The sequence below is a fragment of the Trueperella sp. LYQ141 genome (assembly GCF_046599555.1).
GTDB lineage: Bacteria > Actinomycetota > Actinomycetes > Actinomycetales > Actinomycetaceae > Trueperella.
The window spans coordinates 355,729-373,452 of the sequence record NZ_JBKIWQ010000001.1; the positions used below are offsets into that span (position 1 = coordinate 355,729).

Here is a 17,724-nt window from a genome sequence, read left to right on the forward strand (position 1 = left end):
AGAGAGTGTTTTTTGCGGCCATTCGTAGGACAATAGATAGCGAGTGGCTGCTTCCCCGCAGCACATGAAGATAACCCTCAACGAAGGAGTTCTTGTGGCAAATATTGAAGCCGTACACGCACGTGAGATTCTTGATTCGCGTGGTAATCCGACCGTTGAAGTCGAGGTTTTGCTCGACGATGGCCACTTCGGCCGCGCTGGCGTGCCGTCGGGCGCATCTACTGGCGCTTTTGAAGCTGTGGAGCTGCGCGATGGTGATTCCTCGCGTTACTTGGGCAAGGGCGTGACGGAAGCCGTCGCTAACGTCATTGAGCAGATGGAAGAAGAAATCGTTGGCCTCGATGCCTCGGATCAGCGCCTGGTCGATCAGGTACTGTGCGATCTTGATGGCACGGCAAATAAGGGCAAGCTTGGCGCAAACGGCATCCTGGGTGTTTCGCTGGCAATTGCGAAGGCCTCGGCAGATTCGGCTGGCTTGGCTCTCTACAGCTACCTCGGCGGCCCGAACGCACATGTTCTGCCGGTTCCGATGATGAACATCCTTAACGGTGGTTCGCATGCCGATTCCAACGTGGATATTCAGGAGTTCATGATTGCTCCTCTCGGTGCTCCGACCTTCAAGGAAGCTCTGCGTATGGGCTCGGAAGTTTACCATGCGCTGAAGTCTGTGCTTAAGAGCCGTGGTCTGAACACTGGCCTGGGCGACGAGGGTGGTTTCGCACCGAACCTCGAATCCAATGCGGCAGCTCTCGATCTCATCATTGAGGCTATTGAGAAGGCTGGCTACAAGCCAGGTGCCGATGTTGCTTTGGCTTTGGATGTCGCCTCCACCGAATTCTTCAAGGATGGCGCATACCAGTTCGAAGGTGGCGCAAAGTCCACTGAAGAGATGGTTGCGTACTACGAGAAGCTCGTCAGCGATTATCCGCTCGTCTCCATCGAAGATCCGCTCTCCGAAGATGAGTGGGATGCTTGGGCGGCGCTCACCAAGGAGATTGGCGATCGCGTCCAGCTCGTCGGTGATGATCTGTTCGTGACCAACCCGGAGCGCCTGAAGAAGGGTATTGCTATGGGTGCGGCTAACGCCCTGCTCGTGAAGGTCAACCAGATTGGTTCGCTGACGGAAACCCTCGAAGCTGTTGAGTTGGCACATCGTTCTGGCTACAAGACGATGACCTCCCACCGTTCCGGTGAGACGGAAGATACCACGATTGCTGATCTCGCTGTTGCCACCAACTCCGGCCAGATCAAGACGGGTGCTCCGGCACGTGGCGAGCGCGTCAATAAGTACAACCAGTTGCTGCGCATCGAAGAAGAGCTCGAAGATGCAGCAGTGTACGCTGGTGCCTCGGCCTTCCCGCGTTTCTCCGCCAAGTAAGTAGCGAGAGTAATCGGCGAGGCGATGTACCTCGAACATGCCTGAATGTCGCGTTGTTGCGGGCGTAATCTTGCAGCGGCGTAACCGCTAGGTAGGTAATCGTACAATGTGGGCCATAGCTTTGAAGCTATGGCCCACATGCGTATCTTTATAACCAAAAAAAATGACGAGCGATCTGCTCGTTGTAGGTATTCAGCCAGGTATATGCTCAACTAAATAGGTAAATCTGGGTGGTATCTGTGCCGTCTTGGCAGTCTCGTGGCGAGCTACGTGGTGCAAACAGTGCCCGTTGTTTGGTGCAGACAACGCCGCACCACGCATACTGTGTATGGATACGGATGTCTCCAGAGACTCGTGGTACTTTGACGTGCAATTCTGATCGCGGTTTGGAGTCTTGGGCACTAGCGCGGTGTTACAGATTGTGCTGTGGTCTTTCCAGTTCACCGTCGGTACTCAGCGTTGAGATGAGGTGCAAAACGGGAGTGCCCTGCGAATTATGCGAGATCTCTAGAGCGAGTTGAGCGGCTAAGGAATGTTCGGCTCGATATGTTCCCGATACCTCAAATAGCTCGCGGCCTATCCCGCTCAAGGTGATGACCCAGCCATATGGACCTCGGTGATATAGTGCTCAATCGTATATGTGAGTTCATCTTCTTTCGATGGGGTATCGATCTAGCCAATAACACAGGTTAGGATCGACTCCTTGGGTATCGAGAGCAAAAGTGAAGCTTGGAAAGTCAACGAAGGGTTCAGTGTGCTCTAAAAGTAAATATTGATATAAAGCGCCGATTCGTCAGGCGGCTGTCATGACGAAAATATGTTATTTGCGCTCTTTGTAACACAGAGATGAACGCAATCATGCCCTAGATTCGAGATGGCTATATAGTGCGCGCGGATGTTTTAGCAAAATGTGCGCTAACCGATAAAAGCTCGGCTCACCGTGGGGCTTCACGCCGAGAGTGCCTACAATCCGTAGACTTAGCGCTATGAGTCCTCGACGTCCAGTTCGCAAGCCTGGTGCTACCCGCCCCGGCAATGTTCGTCGTGCCTCTAGCTCACTCAATAATCCGGCTGATTATCGCGAGAATACCTCGCAACGTGAAAGCGCCAGCGCTCGCAGTGTGGCAATGAACCGCTCAGCTATTGGTGGCAACCGCCAGCGAGGCGAGGAGCCGATGCGAACGGCGCATACCCCAGGCAAAGAGGGCGATTCGCCGCGAAAGATATTACGAGGTCGTCGGCTGCCGTGGAAACGTCATCGCGCACCAGCTGCGGTAACGTCACGAAAAGCTGAAAAACCAGCGAGTTCTTCCCGTTTTTCCCGCAAATTCACTATCTCTTTTACTGATGGGGAAAAGACGCGGCAATTTTCCTTGCGGGCGCTATCCGTCATTTTCTTTGCCTTGCTGGCAGTGGTCATTATTGCGCATCCGTTGAGCCAATATCTCGATCAGCAGCAACAGAAGCGTGAAGCTTTGGCGTCTTTAGAAAAAACGACGGACCGGGTTGCCAGCCTGGAAAAGGAAATCGCTCGATGGAATGATCCGGCCTTTGTGCGTAGCCAGGCGCGGGAGCGTTTAGGTTACGTTTTGCCAGGAGAAACCCTATATCTCGTTTCTGATCCGGCGAAAGGCACAGCCGATCAGATCATCGCAGAACGCGCCAAAGAGGTCAATGACCGGCGACGTCAGGCAACTCCGTATTATCTGACGATGTGGGAATCTATTGAAATCGCAGGAAATAGTGCTGGGGCAGTGAACCCGTCGAACGTGCCACTGATTCAACCTGACAGTGAAAAATCTGAGCAAAATTCCCCACAACCGGCCCCAACGCCTGCTCAGCCCCAAGAGGCTGAGCCAGAAAATTCTCCAGCTCCGGCATCGCCTGATTCTGCTGGGTAAATCGCTAGTGGGCGATACTATCCGCTGACGCGCGCCGCGCATACGCCTGATAAGTGGCGGAAGCGTGCAGAAATGCGTGCGAGTATAGGCGCGGTAGATAGTGGTATGCGTGATGGATTTGCGTTGGTATATCTGGGCAATCGTATGTGGGTGGGAGCCATAGTTAACAGTGCATGATGATAAGCACACCATGAGCCGAGTTGCCGAGTGAGAGCCAAGACGGGGAAGCGGGTAGGCTACGTGCTATGACTACACCGCTGCACGAAATCCCAGACATTGATGAATCCACTTTGCGTAGGGTGGCCGCTCATGCGAGTGCGCTTCGTCCGGATGATGTAGCGATTCTTCGTGCGCAGTTAGGGCGTTTCCCGCGCGGTTTAGTCGGGATTGGGGCGCGCTGCGTATGCGGTAATCCAGCAGTGACGATCACCTATCCGCAGTTGCCAGATGGATCGCCGTTTCCCACATTGTTTTACCTGACCTTGCCGGAGCTTGTTCGAGATATTTCTCGGTTGGAAAGCACTGGGCAGATGGTGGAATTCAATGAACGTCTCGCTGTTGATGAGGACTACCGGCACGCTCATGAACGCGCTCATCGCAGCTATTTAGAGCGACGGTCCCTCCTGGCCGACGTTCCTCAGATTGCGAATTTCTCTGCGGGGGGCATGCCAGATCGGGTGAAATGTCTGCATGCGCTAGCGGGCTATGCTTTAGCGGTGGGAGCAGGGATCGTTCCGGTGGGCGATGAGACGCTGGCACGAGTCGGATGGGATTCGAAGGTGTGCCGTTGTGAAAAGCCGTACGGTGGAAAGGATGAGGCGTGAGGGTCGCTGGTATTGACTGTGGAACGAATTCGATTCGGTTGCTGATTGCTGACGTTCCAGGTGAAAGCGGCGCACCGCTGCGAGATATTGTTCGGCAGATGGAAGTGGCCCGATTAGGTCAGGGCGTTGATCGCACTGGAATATTCGATCCTAGTGCTTTGGAACGGGCCTTAGCCTTTGTTGAGGATTATGCGGCGCAATGCCGCGAGCACGCAGTAGAGTCCATCCGTTTTGCGGCAACGTCGGCAACCCGAGATGCCGCTAATCGGGATATTTTCCTCGTTGGCGTGCGCGAGCGTCTGGGGGTAGCTGCCCAGGTGTTATCTGGGGAGCAAGAAGCGCGAGCGTCTTTTACGGGGGCAGTATCGTCTTTGCCGGAGGGTGCCGATGATCCGATTCTGACGGTAGATTTGGGCGGCGGATCAACGGAATTGGTCTGCGGTAGCCGCAATGGCGATATATATGCTGCGGTGTCAATGGATGTTGGATGTGTGCGAATGCGTGAGCGGCATTTAACGTCAGATCCGGCAAGTGAGCAGCAGATAGCCGCCGCTCGACGTGATGTGCAGGCAGCTCTTGATGCGGCAGATATTGATTTATCGGTGCCGCGCACAGTTATTGGATTAGCTGGTTCAATCACAACGATTACTGCGAAAGTATTGGGATTGGCTGCCTATGATCCTGCTCGGATTCATGGAGCTCGGTTATCGGTATCAGATATGGATGCGGTCTGCGAATGGTTTATTACCTCTACGGCTGAGCAGCGGGCGAAACTAGGGTTTATGCATCCGGGGCGAGTTGACGTTATCCAGGCAGGCGCTTTGGTGTGGCAGGAAGTTTTGCGTCGGATTTGCCGTGATGCGGGAGCAGACGTTATTACTCATACGGTGACGTCGGAGCACGATATTCTTGACGGTTTGGCGCTGTGGGCGGCACGTGAGCCAAACCCGCCACAGCACTGAAAATTTACGCTAGCTGCACCGCGTAGTGACTACCAACCGTATAAAAAGCAGTTTTGCAGGCTGCTGGCATGCGGAAATAGTGGTCGAAAATAGGCGCTGAGTGGCTAGCTAGAATTTTGAGGATTTCCGCTTAACGTGTGCCAAAACGGTAATACTGTGTTGCTTTGGCAGATTCACATAGGAAGCGGTAACCACGTTGATCTGCTACCTGGATTGCAGCAGGTAGCTACGGCAAACCTAGCTCCTCAGTTTCTGGCGTCAGTTTATGCATTGGGAACGCAACAGGTTATACCCGCCGGCATATAGGCAGGTAGCGCCAATCCTGAACCGTTAGCGATCGTAGTGCCCTGGCCCAACTTCTGGTCTGCCGCCAGGTACTTCACCCCACGTCTCGTCAATATCGTCATTCGAGGCAATGACGCCGTGTTCTAGAACATCACGACGATGAGCGAGCTCCTCCTCGCTAGGCTTCGCGTCGTGGCTCATATGCCATTGGGCTCGCCAGCGCAACAAGAAAGCGCCAATGAACAGGGAAATCGCTGTTCCTAACAGGACGGCTACTCGGGCATGCGGGCCAGCGGGATTGTTCGCATCGAAGGATAATGTGGCGATCAAGAGCGAGACGGTAAAGCCGATACCGGCAATCATTGACACCGCCAAAATATCTCGCAGATAAAGCCCTTTTCCTAACCGGAGCTTAAAGACGTAAACCATGATCGCAACTCCGAGAGAAATTCCCAGCGTCTTGCCGACTGGCAACCCGAGGTAAATACCCATTGCGGAAGAATCGCGAAGCATTGCGCCGACGCCGCCGGAGTCAATGACGTTCACGCCAGCCGCAAAGAAAGCGAAAATCGGCAGAATGAAACCGGCAGAGTAGAACTCAAGATGCTCAGTGAGTCGCTCGGTAAGGGGGAGCTTTTCTGAGGTGCGCTGGATGGTGGGGATCGTCATTCCAAGCGCAACGCCAGCGATAGTGGCATGGATTCCTGAGGCATGCATGAAATACCAGGCGATGATTCCTAGGGGCCACAGCACATACCAGCGTAAGATACGCTTCTGGGCACACAGCCCAAAGACTGCGATCGTAAGGAAAGCCAGAGCAAGGTAGCCAAAATTCAGGTTTGATGAGAAGAAAATGGCAATGATGAGAATGCCGAGGAGGTCATCCACGACGGCAAGCGTCATCAAGAATGTGCGTAAAGCGATAGGCAATCCGCGGCCAAATAATCCTAGGACGCCTAATGCGAATGCAATATCGGTTGCTACTGGAACAGCCCATCCGTGCCAATTCGCGCTTTCCCCGTGGAAAAACTGGGTGATGACGTATACCCCCATCGGACCGGCCATACCGCATACGGCAGCCAGAATAGGGACTAAGGCTTGCCGAATATCGCGTAGAGAGCCAATAACGAATTCCTGTTTAAGCTCCATGCCGATGATGAAGAAGAATAACGCCAGAAGGAAATCAGAAGCCCAGTGTGAGACGCTCAGGTGAAGATGTAAGGCTTGCGGGCCGATATGGGCTTCAGAGATCGTGGCATATAGCTCGCGCACTTCAGAGTTGGGGAAATTTGCCCACAACAAGGCGAGAACAGCTCCGAGGATAAGGACGACACCTGCGAATGTTTCGTTCTTTAGTGCCTTGTGATAGCGGCGAGTGATTCTCATGCTGTTCCAATCCCTTTCGCGTTTCTGCTTGCCCGATTGGATTCATCGTTTCTACCTGCCATATTAATCGAACTACGCAAGCTGCGCCGAGTCAGTTTTTGATCTGGGGCTTTGGCGGGTACTCTTAGACATGGACGTTGTCGTGTGGACCTGCACGAACTGCGTTTGTGTGCTGAGCGAGAACATCGCGTGCGGCACGCCCCCATAGCCCAACGGCAGAGGCAGTCGACTTAAAATCGATCCAGTCTGGGTTCGAATCCCAGTGGGGGCACCGAAAGTGATCCCCGTGAATCTGGGGTGTGCCGGGCACATCGTATTGATCTTATGTATGGCGCGCAGGTGTCATGTGTGCGTGCTTTCCTATCGAATTTGCTCGCTGGCTATGAGGAGCTGTTCGATGAGCGCACTCGGTTTTGTGCGCAATACCAATCTTTCTTTGCCAGGATTAGCGCGTATGCTCGCCTATCGGGCTCAGGTATCGGCCTGTAATTGTGCCAGATAGGCGAGCATACGCTGCCTGTTGTATCAGTTGATGTTGTATTGTGTGCAGCCAGGTTTACCTGCGAATTAGCGAGTTATGGGCAGGTGACCTGTAGTTCAACAGAGACGTTACTCCCTTGGGGTGTGCTGGCATCGTGTTGGGTCATTGTGCCAGATATGGTGTAGCTTTTGCCGTTTTGTTGGGCTGTTATTGTGCCATTCGGATTTCCGTTGTTCCAATGCAAAGAGTTGTTCTCGTGATCGGATAGATCAAGTGCTAAAACATGGAGTTGGCTATCAATAACAGCGACATAGGGATTCGCGTTTGGGCGTTCGATCAGAATTTTCGTCTTGTGTGGGCCTTCGCTTATGCAGCGGAGGGTGTATTGCCCTGGATCTCTGCGCTGACCATCTATGCTCAATACGAAGTTTTCCGTAGCTGTGGAACTATTTGCAGGTGAGGTTTCTGCTGGTGTGCTGCCGTTCGTATTAGCGCTATCATCGGTTTCTGGCGTGTGGGTTGCGGTATCGTTCGCGCTGGCGGCAGGTGAGTTAGTTGACGTTGCAGGTGACGTAGTGCCAGATGGCGTTGATTGTGAGCATCCGGCAAATGTTGCCACGAGGGCGGTCATTGCGATTATCGCCATGCGTCGAGTCATATTCCATCCTCTCTTGTAACAATATGCGCCGCCGGATTATCCAGCGGCGCATATCGCTTTACCCTACCAGGTTTGGCGTTAACCCTGAGAGAAAATGCGCTAGGAGCGCATACTCTCCATATTCATCACATATCTATCGGTCTTAAACGTCACTCTTCTTAAAGCGCAGGAAACCAATAGCGCACATGACGACGGTGTAGCCAAAGAATATGAGAAGTGCCATCCAGCGTTCAGAAAGCAACGGGGTTCCAGTAAACGTGCTTACGCGGGAGAACCCGGTGATCGCATACGTTCCGAGGGCGGGAATCGTGAGATCTGCGAGGACCTCATGGCAAAATCTCAGCGGAATTACGCTAATCAAATCGCTTAGAGAAAACACCGCAAGCATGAGGAAGGTTGTTCCCACGGTTGAGCGCAATAGGTACCCGAGCCCTAGAGTGAATAAGGCAAGGAGAATGAGGTAGATCGTTGCGTATGCATACGGTGTAATCCCGTCAATCGCAAAATCAAACTGTTCGTTCTTAGCGGCGAAAATAGCGGTAGCAGCGCATAGCGTCGGAATAATTGTTATGAGGGATACGACAACTGTGACGAGAGCTTTGCTGCAAAACAGCCTGAGGCGTCGCGAATCACTCAAAACGGTTTGCCGCATCGTGTTTTGCGAATACTCTGAGGTGACGAGCAAGCTCCCGATGACAATGAGAACCATTGCAATGATTGAGTAACCGCCGAGGACATGCTCCCCACTGATGGTGCTGGTGTATTCGCCCTGACGGCTCATAAATGAGCCAAAAACATAGAGCGCAAAAGCGATGATGATGGAGTTACGCACTGCCGGGATTTTCGCTTTTTCCAGCTCTGCTTTGACTACCCGAGCAAAAGTCGGATGATAAGTCGATCCAGGTAAGGAGACGCTGTTGTGAACCATTGATGTCATGAGAAGCTCCTTACTGTTGGGATCCGTCGCGCGGAATCGGTGGGCTGAAATGTTGTGGCATGGTGGGGGTGTTGGTAGCCGGTGGCATACCCCCAGGAGGTGGATAGCTACCAGGTGGTGGATAACTGCCCTGCGGCGGATTGTGATACCCAGCCGCTAAGCCGGCCCCTGCACCGGGAGCACCAGCAAAGGGGGCGCCAACAGATCCGGACGCATATTCCACCTGATCGCCGGTGAGCTCCATAAATACATCCTCAAGGGAGGAATGTATCGCTGTTAGCTCGTGAATCTCGATGTTGTTGCTGAACATGAGATGGCCAATAGCTCCGCGATCATTACCAGGAATCTCAAAAGCGCCGGTGGGATAGTCGTTTGAGGATGGCAGTTCGCGAATATCGAAGTTCGCCTCTCGTAATACCCGACGAATAAGCTCGGCATCGGGGCCGGCGAGGCGAATCGTGGAATGTTGAGAAGAAGCAGTGAACTGGGAAATTGGACCATTGGCGATAAGGCGGCCACGACCAATAATGACCAGATCATCTGCCGTCTGTGCCATCTCGGACATCAAATGCGAAGAAACAAGAATCGTGCGCCCTTCAGCCGCTAGGTTGCGCATGAGCTGACGGATCCAGCGTACGCCGTCGGGATCGAGGCCGTTAACTGGCTCATCAAAGATGAGTACTCTCGGATCGCCTAGCAAGGCGCTGGCAATCCCAACTCGTTGTGACATGCCGAGGGAGAAACCGCGGAGCTTCTTACGGGCTACCGATTCAAGACCAGTCATTGCAATGACTTCTTGGACCCGTGACATAGGGAAACCGTGCGTGGCAGCGATAATCTTCAGGTGACTGTAGGGTGTGCGGCTCATGTGGAAGGCTTTACCATCCAAGAGGGCACCGACAGTCGTTAGTGGTGACGTCAAGTTACAATATTCTACTCCGCCGACCAAGACGCGACCTTTTGTTGGTTGATCCAGCCCGACGATACACCGCATCGTCGTTGATTTGCCCGAACCATTAGGACCAAGGAAGCCAGTTACTGCGCCCGGGCGAAGGGTAAAGGATAAATCGTCTACCGCCCGCGTCTTGCCGTAATCCTTAGTCAGGTGTTCAACGGTAATCATTGATACCTCCTTCAGTGATGGATGTATTCAGTCTATCGGGCGCTAACATCGGGTAAATGCGCGTCTGGGGTTAACTCCCGCTGGTCAGAGTCCTCCTGTGGGTGGATATTGTCTGTAATGGTGACGTGGGGAATTATCCTGTCATCGAACAATGAGGCGCGAGTATGGACAGCGACCATCCCGCCATTAGAATAGAAAGCAGGATGGTCGCAAACCCGTGACCAAGAATGTACAGGAGATGCTCGTGAGCAACCCGATTACGACTCGTAACCCATATTTCGCGACGCCGCAGCAGCGTCCGAACAACTATGGGGAGCAGCAGCGTGTTCAGTATGAGACTGGGTACGCCGAGCAATATGCTCCCTCAACGTATTTTGAGCAGCAGGCACCGCGCACAGATATGTTTGCTCAGGCTGATCCGTCTCGGATGACGTACACCGATGCAATGAACAAGGTGGCCATCCTGTTGGGGACGGCCCTGCTATGTGGCGTGGCGACGGTGATTTTGCTACCCGCTCAGTTATGGTATCCAGCCGCGTCTGTGACGGTCATCGCTGCGGTTGTCGTTGGTCTGATCTTGGCCTTCCAGCGTATGGTTAGCCCCGTTCTTGCCATGATGTATGCCGTGCTAGAGGGCGTGGCTCTCGGCGCTATTACTGGTGCGTTAAATCAGATCATCCCCGGTATTGCTCTGCAAGCAATCCTCGCAACGGCAATCATTGTGGGTGTTACCCTGGCCTTGCATTATTCAGGGACGATTCGCACGACGACGAAGGGTCGCAAGATGGTCCTCGTTATCGGCATGGGATACTTCTTCTTCTGCATTGCGAATATGCTACTTTCGGCTTTCGGCGTCTTTAAGAATCAGGCATGGGGCGTTCGTAGCTACGAGATCATGGGGATGCCGCTTGGCGTTGTCATCGGCGCAGCAATGATTCTTGTTGCCGCTTACATGCTGATCGCTGACTTCGAAGATGTCAATATTGCGATTGCTAATGGTGCGCCTAAGAAGTTCTCCTGGACGTGCGGTATCGCCATCGTAATGACGATTATCTGGATTTATGTTGAGGTTCTGCGGATCATCGCGATCCTGAATTCACGGAACTAGCCTTAGGGCTCTTCGGCTGTGAAGAGTCAAGGTAGATCGCTTATATGTAATGGTTTGGGTGGGTCAGCTCCGTGCTGACCCACCCAAACCATTAGTGTGTACTATCAGAATTCCTATTTCAGCTCGCGTTAGCCGTGCGCCACGGAGAGACTTTTGGCGCGAGATTGGCATGAACTGCGAGAGAAATCGTCGGTTATTCAAGAGAACAATTGGTTATCCAAGAAAGCAATCGGTTATCCAAGACAGAAAAGAGCCTTAGATAGCCGACGATTTCTCTCGGATAACTGCGTGCGGCGGCAAGGAATTAATTATCGTGAAGTGAGTTGAAATCGAAAGCGGATTTTGCCAGCCCCTTGATGTCGACGACAAAGACCAATATATCTTCGCCGGTAATTCCAGCGCGCGGATTGCCTGCTTTTCCATAGCCCTTAAATGGTGGAACTGAGATCAGCAGACGAGAACCAACCTGCTTGCCGACAATTGCTTCATCCCAGCCCTCAATGACCATGCCAACCCCGATAGGGAAGATCGACGGGGTATCGCGGTAGTAGGAGGAGTCGAAAATCTCGCCATTCCAAATCTGACCGTGATAGTCCACCTCAATCTCGTCACCGGCGCGAACTACTGGCCCATCGCCTTCAATAAGCACCTGCACGCGCAAGCCGCGAGGTGGTTCGCAATCTTGTGGGAAAGTCAGTTCTGGCAGTTCGCCAAAGTTTCCGGCTACGCTTGGCATTTTGACGTCCATATTTACCCTTTCATACGTGTGGCATTTTAAGTGTAGCGGGCGTCGTTCCAGGTAGGGGTATTGGACTAGCTGGTATGGCGTCGGATCAATCACCAGCGGCTAGCCGCCAGGATAGCTGGGAGATACGGTACGGCGAGCGGTAAATGTACATCGTCGTGCTCAAAGATAGCAGAGGGCTAATCTAATCAGCCAACGCGAAAAAAGTAGTCTTATATGCACGAGTCTTTTATACGGGAACAGCCTCTGACAGGGCGATCGCCAGTAACGCAGCTACCTTATAGCCCAGTTGCGTTATGTAGTCTGTTTGCCAGCAGTTCAGCTACCTATGGCTCAGTTGTCTTACAGTTCCCTCCGGCAGCAAGGGCATTATTGTGCTGTGGGGTAAATGGCGTGAAAAGAAGATACGTAAGACCGGAGGAAAGACGCAGCGAAAATACTGTTAACGCAGGGTGATGCTGTGGTGTCACATCCGAATAGCGATACGGTGGTGTCATATCCGAGTGCCGATCCGTACCCGCCACTCATATCGCGCAGATTTTTGCCATCAAACTCGGTATCCGAAATGATTGCCGTCATATCTCTGACAGCACACCCTGCAAGTAACACGCGGATACTAACGAGCGCGCACCACCCTGCTCAGCCGCAGAGGAGAAAAAGAAAAGAGGAGAAAGGGATCAAGGCAAACGAAAGACATGCATGGATTAATGAGGCATGGGAAAGCCCTACGGTTTAGCCTGCTATTGGCGAGCTTCTCGCTGGCGCGGCGATCTCTTAGATAGTTTCCTGCTGCCTAAGTTTCCCGCTAGCTAACCATCTATCAGATACCCCAATTACTAAGCTCATGGTCGGTTAGTTCCCGGCATGGGGCACGCTAATCCCGTTCGAACATGGCAGCGATAGCCATGCGGCACTTTGAATAAATACTGTTGATGGCTATCCTCAGCCGGATAAAAGCCGCTGGTTTGTTCCGCCGGAACGATATCCGTGACGATCGGCGTATGCCCGGCAGTACGCAACACCACGTCATACTGATCGCGACTCCACCGTGCCATCTCTGCTTGCCGCGTCGTCGTCGGAAAAATAGCCGAACGGTATTGGGTGCCGACGTCATTGCCCTGGCGGTTAAGTGAGGTGGGATCGTGGCACTCCCAAAAAGTGCGGAGAATATGCGCAAGCACATCAGGATCACGGTGGCGATAAACCACCCGCACAGTTTCTGCGTGCCCGGTCATGCCACTACATACTTCGGAATACGTCGGATTAGATGTAACCCCGCCCATGAAACCGACGCAGGTATTCTCCACGCCGGCTAACTGCCACATGATTTCTTCAAGCCCCCAATAGCAGCCGGCAGCGAGAAAAATCTCGGCCTGATCGGCGGAGATCGGATCAAGCAACGGGCAGGCAAAGATAGCGTGCAAACCAAGCGATCGCGCAATGGGCGAGGTGCGACCAACTGCCACGGGATCCATAAAATGATCCGTCCTCGGCATGTCATCGGGGAGCTCACTCAACGGCTGATCCTTTGCGTGCGGCATCTGAGCGTCATCAGCGGGCTGACGGGGAATCGGAGTATCGCCAGAGCTGGGATTAGCACCCCGCAATTGAGAGGGGTGGGAGCGAGAAACAACGCTCTGCTGCTGGGGGAGGGAAGATTGCGGATGAATCCCTTGATCTTGCGCAAGAGCCGACGGCTGACCGGTTATAGATAGCCGATCAGCGTCATCAGCCCGAGAGAAGAAATCTGGGATTCCTGCCATTACTGCAAAGGCTCGATATTGGTGATCTCCACCGTGAACTCTTTGCCGTTAGGGGCAACATAAGACGTCGTATCGCCCACTTTCTTCCCCATGATTGCTGCACCTAAGGGGGCATTTTCTGGATAGACGTCAACATCAACCCAGTCGTTCGATTCTCGCGATCCCAATAGGAAACGCTTTTCCTTGCCGTTAACCGACGCAGTAATCACCAGACCAGGAGCAACTACATCCGTCTCAGTGGGAGCCTGACCAACCTCGGCATTTTCTAGTAAGTAAGTTAGTTCCTGGATCCGCCCCTCAATCTTCGACTGCTCCTCGCGGGCAGCGTGGTAGCCGCCATTCTCCCGCAAGTCGCCTTCCGCTCGCGCAGCAGCGATACGCTCAGTGATTTCTTGCCGGCGTGTCGTCTTTAACTCGTGTAGTTCCTGGGAAAGCCGATCGTATGATTCCTGCGAAAGCCACGTCGCCTCAGCCATGATCTCATCTCCTTGAATTTCGGCCGTGAGTGTGAGTGCAAGCTTATCTTATCCTGCTCGCATGCCTAGTGCCGTGAGGGTATCACCGACACGAGGACATAGCCAACTGTGATCCCCAAGTTTTGCCCACAGCGGTCTAACTGGGTCGTACAGACACGATACGCTAAGCCTCCTATAATCGGGGACAAGAACCATGCAGGCAAACGAATCTCAGGTTCCCTGCCCTCGTCGTGCGTTATGCAAGGAGGCTCACTATGGTTAACGAACGTCGGCTTATGGCAATTCATGCTCATCCGGATGATGAATCATCAAAAGGCGCGGGCATGATGGCGAAATACGCAACTGCAGGTCGAGTACGTGTGGTGACGTGTACTGGAGGAGAACGCGGAGACGTGCTCAACCCGCATTTACGTGACGATCCACAGATTGCAGAAAACTTACCTCAGATCCGCCGGATGGAAATGGCACATGCGGCACGCGCTTTAGGTATTGAGCACGTATGGTTAGGTTTCGTCGATTCCGGGCTGCCCGAAGGTGATCCGCTACCAGAACTTCCGGCTGGATGTTTTGCCCTTACCCCGATTCATGAGGTCGTGCAGGCACTTGTTCGGGAGATTCGCGCGTTCCGCCCCCAGGTTGTAACCACCTACAACGAATACGGCGGATACCCACATCCGGATCACATTCGAGTACATACCGCTTCAATGATGGCGATTGCGGCAGCACACGATCCACATGCATATCCAGAATGTGGCGATCCGTGGCTCGTATCAAAGGTCTATTACGATTTATCCTTCACCTACGTTCGATATATGGCGTTACACAACGCGCTATGTGCCTCGGGGCACGAGAGCCCCTACGCTGACTGGCTCGCCCAGCGCGAGGGCAGCGACGGTGAGGCATGTGCTCGGATCTATGTCGCAGACTTTTTTGCCCAGCGCGACGCCGCCTTGCATGCGCATGCGACACAAATTGATCCGGAGGGCTTCTTCTTTGCCGTCCCGCGCGATCTGGAAGCGCAAGTGTGGCCCTGGGAAGACTTCTGCTTAGCATGGAGCACAGTTGGGCGGGCGGAGGCCCAAGAACGTGATCTCTTTGAACGGATTCCAGGTGTAAAACTTCTTATGTAAGCAGGCGGCAGGTAAATGGGCGCGGCGCTGTTGCGTAACTAATGACGGCGAGTAAGCCAGATTGCTGCGCAACTAAGCGTCGGATAGCCGAGAATGCTGGGCGTATGGCGAGTGCGGCGGGAGGCGGCGCGATGAGAAATTTTATCGCGCCGCCTCCCGCGAGCTATCGCAGCCCAGCTTGCACACTTCAAGCGTGAGTCAGCCGCATGGGACGCAGCCAGCCTATTTTCCTGACTCAATGAGGCGTAGCCGGTCTATTCTCCGGCGTTAGGAACCATCCGTCAGTGGCTGGGATGCGCGGCGCTTGAAGCGCCTTTGCTAGCATTCAGTTCAGCTCAGTTTAGTTCGCCTCTGTATCTGGATCGTCAGCTTTTTCTTCCTCATTCCCGTTTGGGGTAGCACGACTAGATTTTTCAGCCAAAGCGCGGGCTTTCTTCAACAGTTTCTTCGCCGCGCGCGAGGGCTTAGGGAGAGTCTCCGTCAATCGGCGAATTTGCACATCCAAATGCCAACGGGGCACCGGCCAATTCTGCTGATAGGCTTCCAGGGCTTCAATAATGAGCTCGGTGACAGCCAATCGGGCATACCACTTCTTATCCGCAGGGATAATAAACCACGGAGCATATGGCGTATTGGTACGCTCAAACATGATCTGATACGCCTCCTGATAGGCGTCCCACTTTTTACGGGTATCAATATCTCCCGAGCTGTACTTCCACCACTTATCTTTTCGGGCAAGACGTTCAGCAAGCCGCAGACCTTGCTCATGATGAGAAATCATCAACCCCACTTTAATGAGCGTAAACCCGTCATCAATAAGTGACTGCTCCCAGGTGTTGATCTCCTCGTAGCGCTTTTCGATCTCTTCCGCGGGCGCTAGCTTATCCACCCGACCGATAAGGACGTCCTCATAATGCGAGCGGTCAAAGTATCCAATCTTTCCAGCCGGTGGCAGCTTGCGGGTAATACGCCACAAGAAATGATGGGACAGCTCTTCTTCGGTTGGTTTACCAAAATTAGCAATATGTACGCCCTGCGGGTCAACCAGCCCAAGAACATGCCGGGCAAGACCGCCTTTGCCTGCGGTATCCAGACCCTGGACGATGACGAGAAGTTTGCGCGTATCCCCACTGCGAGCCTGCGCAAAGAAACGTTCCTGGAGAGCGTCAAGCACCTGACCCCGAGCAGCAAGCACTTTTTTGCTGGAGGACTTCGATCCCGAAAAACCTGGGGTGCTTGCCCGATCAAACGTCGATAGATCGAATCCTGCTGGCATGCGCAGGGCTTCACTGGCAGGGGTATTCCATGAGCCGGTACGTTTACGTGATGACATAATCATCTCCTTTGACGGTCAGTTAATGCCCCTTAATCTACTCCCTCGAATGTGAAGCGGAAAGAGGGATCGCAATATCAGAAAATGCCGATGTGAATACGGTAGGTAAGTGGGCGCTTTCGTGGAATACCTTGTGCGTGTAGGTAATGAGGTCCGACGGTAGCCCCTGTTCGGTGCTGAGAGAGAAATATGTAAGATCGTTATCTGGTAGCGCAGGCAGTGTGGCATCAGATGGCGGGCTATCAGATAGTTGGGTGTGTAGATAGTGGGCTATCGAAGTGCGGGCTTTAACGTCTGTTCTCCTATAACTCGAGAAAATACATGTGAATATATGTGCAGGGCACATAACGAAAGCAGATGCATCCGCCAGCTATATGCCTGGCGTTTTGCGCTAATGAGAGCTTTTATGTGGCATAAAGGCACAAATACGTATGCTGGCCACTACAAAAGGCTAGAACATTGCGAGAACGGAACACCCGCGCAGCAATACCGCCACCGGCACCGCTTATCGTATTCCTAATGAAAAATGGCCAGCCATACGGCAATCGAATGGCAGATATACCCCACGACGGTGCCCACATGGAAAAACTCGTGAAACCCAAAATGAGCCGGCCAAGGATTCGGCCACCGCATCGCATAAAACACCGCGCCAACCGTATATGCCACCCCGCCACACAACAGCAAAACCAAGATGGCCACCCCGCCGCTGTGAAGAAAATCTGGAAGGAAGAAAACAGCGACCCACCCTAAAAGAATATAGAGCGCAACGAGAAACCAACGCGGAGCATGAAGATGGAATACATGAATGAGCGTCCCGGTGATCGCCCCAGCCCACACGATCGTCAACACTAAAACTGCACGTCGGGCCTCAAGCAGAGAAATAGACATCGGGGTATATGTGCCAGCGATAAGAAGGAAAATATTGGCATGGTCAATTCGCTGCAATACAGCGCTGACGGAATCATTCCAGTTCCCCCGATGATAAACCCCCGAGTTACCAAAAAGGAGCACTGCTGAAATAGCAAAGACGAGGCAGCCGAGGCGAGTAGGGATCGTTGGTGCGAGAACCACCAGAGTAATACCATTGGCCAGTGCCAGCGGCGCAATTAACGCATGAATCCAGCCACGTGCGCTCGGTTTGGGCAACGCGGCATAAAACGCTTTCCGCTCTGCTCGGGTTGCCGGTGGGTGTGCCGGCGCAGTATCTTGCGTGGAGCCTTTTTCCATCACGCGG

The 17,724-nt window shown here is 53.3% G+C and carries 17 protein-coding genes and 1 tRNA gene; 8 read left to right on the forward strand and 10 right to left on the reverse strand.

The features are described from left to right. The first annotated feature begins 94 nt into the window (after positions 1–94). Positions 95–1,378: a phosphopyruvate hydratase gene (eno, locus tag ACLHIJ_RS01470; RefSeq protein ID WP_411295915.1), complete on the forward strand. Its 1,284-nt coding sequence runs from the start codon at positions 95–97 to the stop codon at positions 1,376–1,378. A 412-nt stretch (positions 1,379–1,790) separates the two neighbouring features. Here the strand turns inward: eno and ACLHIJ_RS01475 are convergent, their stop codons facing one another. Next, a complete protein-coding gene (locus ACLHIJ_RS01475; protein WP_411295914.1) occupies positions 1,791–1,967 on the reverse strand; it encodes a hypothetical protein in 177 nt (58 codons plus the stop codon). Between the two features lie 397 nt (positions 1,968–2,364). Here ACLHIJ_RS01475 and ACLHIJ_RS01480 point away from each other — a divergent pair, with 397 nt between their 5' ends. The 3 genes from ACLHIJ_RS01480 to ACLHIJ_RS01490 all read left to right on the forward strand — a co-directional run bounded on the left by ACLHIJ_RS01480 (position 2,365) and on the right by ACLHIJ_RS01490 (position 5,065). Further along, entirely contained in the window at positions 2,365–3,279 is a 915-nt protein-coding gene (locus tag ACLHIJ_RS01480) for an FtsB family cell division protein (RefSeq protein ID WP_411298328.1), read from the forward strand. 245 nt (positions 3,280–3,524) lie between these two features. Further along, positions 3,525–4,103, forward strand: coding sequence for a DUF501 domain-containing protein (locus ACLHIJ_RS01485; protein WP_411295912.1), 579 nt, complete (start codon positions 3,525–3,527; stop codon positions 4,101–4,103). After that, the gene (locus ACLHIJ_RS01490; protein ID WP_411298329.1) at positions 4,100–5,065 is read left to right on the forward strand and encodes an exopolyphosphatase; all 966 of its coding nucleotides are present in this window, start codon (positions 4,100–4,102) and stop codon (positions 5,063–5,065) included. The genes ACLHIJ_RS01485 and ACLHIJ_RS01490 overlap by 4 nt, the downstream gene beginning before the upstream one ends. A 330-nt stretch (positions 5,066–5,395) precedes the next feature. Here ACLHIJ_RS01490 and nhaA read toward each other — a convergent pair whose 3' ends face one another. Beyond that, on the reverse strand, positions 5,396–6,736 hold the full coding sequence (gene nhaA, locus ACLHIJ_RS01495; RefSeq protein WP_411298330.1) for a Na+/H+ antiporter NhaA: 1,341 nt from the start codon (positions 6,734–6,736) through the stop codon (positions 5,396–5,398). Between the two features lie 198 nt (positions 6,737–6,934). Here nhaA and ACLHIJ_RS01500 point away from each other — a divergent pair. Both ACLHIJ_RS01500 and ACLHIJ_RS01505 read left to right on the forward strand, forming a co-directional pair. Then, positions 6,935–7,007, forward strand: a tRNA-Leu gene (locus tag ACLHIJ_RS01500). A gap of 77 nt (positions 7,008–7,084) precedes the next feature. Next, positions 7,085–7,225 carry a hypothetical protein gene (locus tag ACLHIJ_RS01505; RefSeq protein WP_411298331.1) on the forward strand — a complete coding sequence of 47 codons (141 nt, stop codon included), beginning with the start codon at positions 7,085–7,087 and terminating at the stop codon, positions 7,223–7,225. Positions 7,226–7,311: 86 nt separating this feature from the next. Here the strand turns inward: ACLHIJ_RS01505 and ACLHIJ_RS01510 are convergent, their stop codons facing one another. From ACLHIJ_RS01510 to ACLHIJ_RS01520, 3 genes are all read right to left on the reverse strand, one after another. Next, positions 7,312–7,875 carry a lipoprotein LpqH gene (locus tag ACLHIJ_RS01510; RefSeq protein WP_411298332.1) on the reverse strand — a complete coding sequence of 188 codons (564 nt, stop codon included), beginning with the start codon at positions 7,873–7,875 and terminating at the stop codon, positions 7,312–7,314. Positions 7,876–8,017: 142 nt separating this feature from the next. Next, positions 8,018–8,812, reverse strand: a complete 795-nt coding sequence (locus ACLHIJ_RS01515) for an ABC transporter permease subunit (RefSeq protein ID WP_411295907.1) — start codon at positions 8,810–8,812, stop codon at positions 8,018–8,020. A 10-nt stretch (positions 8,813–8,822) separates the two neighbouring features. Further along, complete coding sequence (locus ACLHIJ_RS01520; RefSeq protein ID WP_411295906.1) at positions 8,823–9,935, reverse strand: ABC transporter ATP-binding protein; 1,113 nt, start codon at positions 9,933–9,935, stop codon at positions 8,823–8,825. A gap of 244 nt (positions 9,936–10,179) precedes the next feature. Between ACLHIJ_RS01520 and ACLHIJ_RS01525 the strand changes: the two genes are divergently transcribed. Then, positions 10,180–11,043, forward strand: a complete 864-nt coding sequence (locus ACLHIJ_RS01525; RefSeq protein ID WP_411295905.1) for a Bax inhibitor-1/YccA family protein — start codon at positions 10,180–10,182, stop codon at positions 11,041–11,043. A 304-nt stretch (positions 11,044–11,347) separates the two neighbouring features. Here the strand turns inward: ACLHIJ_RS01525 and ACLHIJ_RS01530 are convergent, their stop codons facing one another. The 3 genes from ACLHIJ_RS01530 to greA all read right to left on the reverse strand — a co-directional run bounded on the left by ACLHIJ_RS01530 (position 11,348) and on the right by greA (position 14,027). Continuing rightward, the gene (locus ACLHIJ_RS01530) at positions 11,348–11,791 is read right to left on the reverse strand and encodes an FKBP-type peptidyl-prolyl cis-trans isomerase (protein ID WP_411295904.1); all 444 of its coding nucleotides are present in this window, start codon (positions 11,789–11,791) and stop codon (positions 11,348–11,350) included. An 839-nt stretch (positions 11,792–12,630) separates the two neighbouring features. Continuing rightward, complete coding sequence (gene msrA, locus ACLHIJ_RS01535; RefSeq protein WP_411295903.1) at positions 12,631–13,551, reverse strand: peptide-methionine (S)-S-oxide reductase MsrA; 921 nt, start codon at positions 13,549–13,551, stop codon at positions 12,631–12,633. Continuing rightward, entirely contained in the window at positions 13,551–14,027 is a 477-nt protein-coding gene (gene greA / locus ACLHIJ_RS01540; RefSeq protein ID WP_411295902.1) for a transcription elongation factor GreA, read from the reverse strand. Before greA ends, msrA begins: the two co-directional genes overlap by 1 nt. A 254-nt stretch (positions 14,028–14,281) precedes the next feature. Between greA and mca the strand changes: the two genes are divergently transcribed. Then, positions 14,282–15,157, forward strand: coding sequence for a mycothiol conjugate amidase Mca (mca, locus tag ACLHIJ_RS01545; protein ID WP_411295901.1), 876 nt, complete (start codon positions 14,282–14,284; stop codon positions 15,155–15,157). 340 nt (positions 15,158–15,497) lie between these two features. Here the strand turns inward: mca and ACLHIJ_RS01550 are convergent, their stop codons facing one another. Next, positions 15,498–16,490 (reverse strand): PPK2 family polyphosphate kinase, encoded by a 993-nt coding sequence (locus ACLHIJ_RS01550; RefSeq protein WP_411298333.1) that lies wholly within the window; start codon positions 16,488–16,490, stop codon positions 15,498–15,500. Positions 16,491–17,006: 516 nt separating this feature from the next. Beyond that, complete coding sequence (trhA, locus tag ACLHIJ_RS01555) at positions 17,007–17,717, reverse strand: PAQR family membrane homeostasis protein TrhA (protein WP_411296003.1); 711 nt, start codon at positions 17,715–17,717, stop codon at positions 17,007–17,009. Between the last annotated feature and the right edge of the window lie 7 nt (positions 17,718–17,724).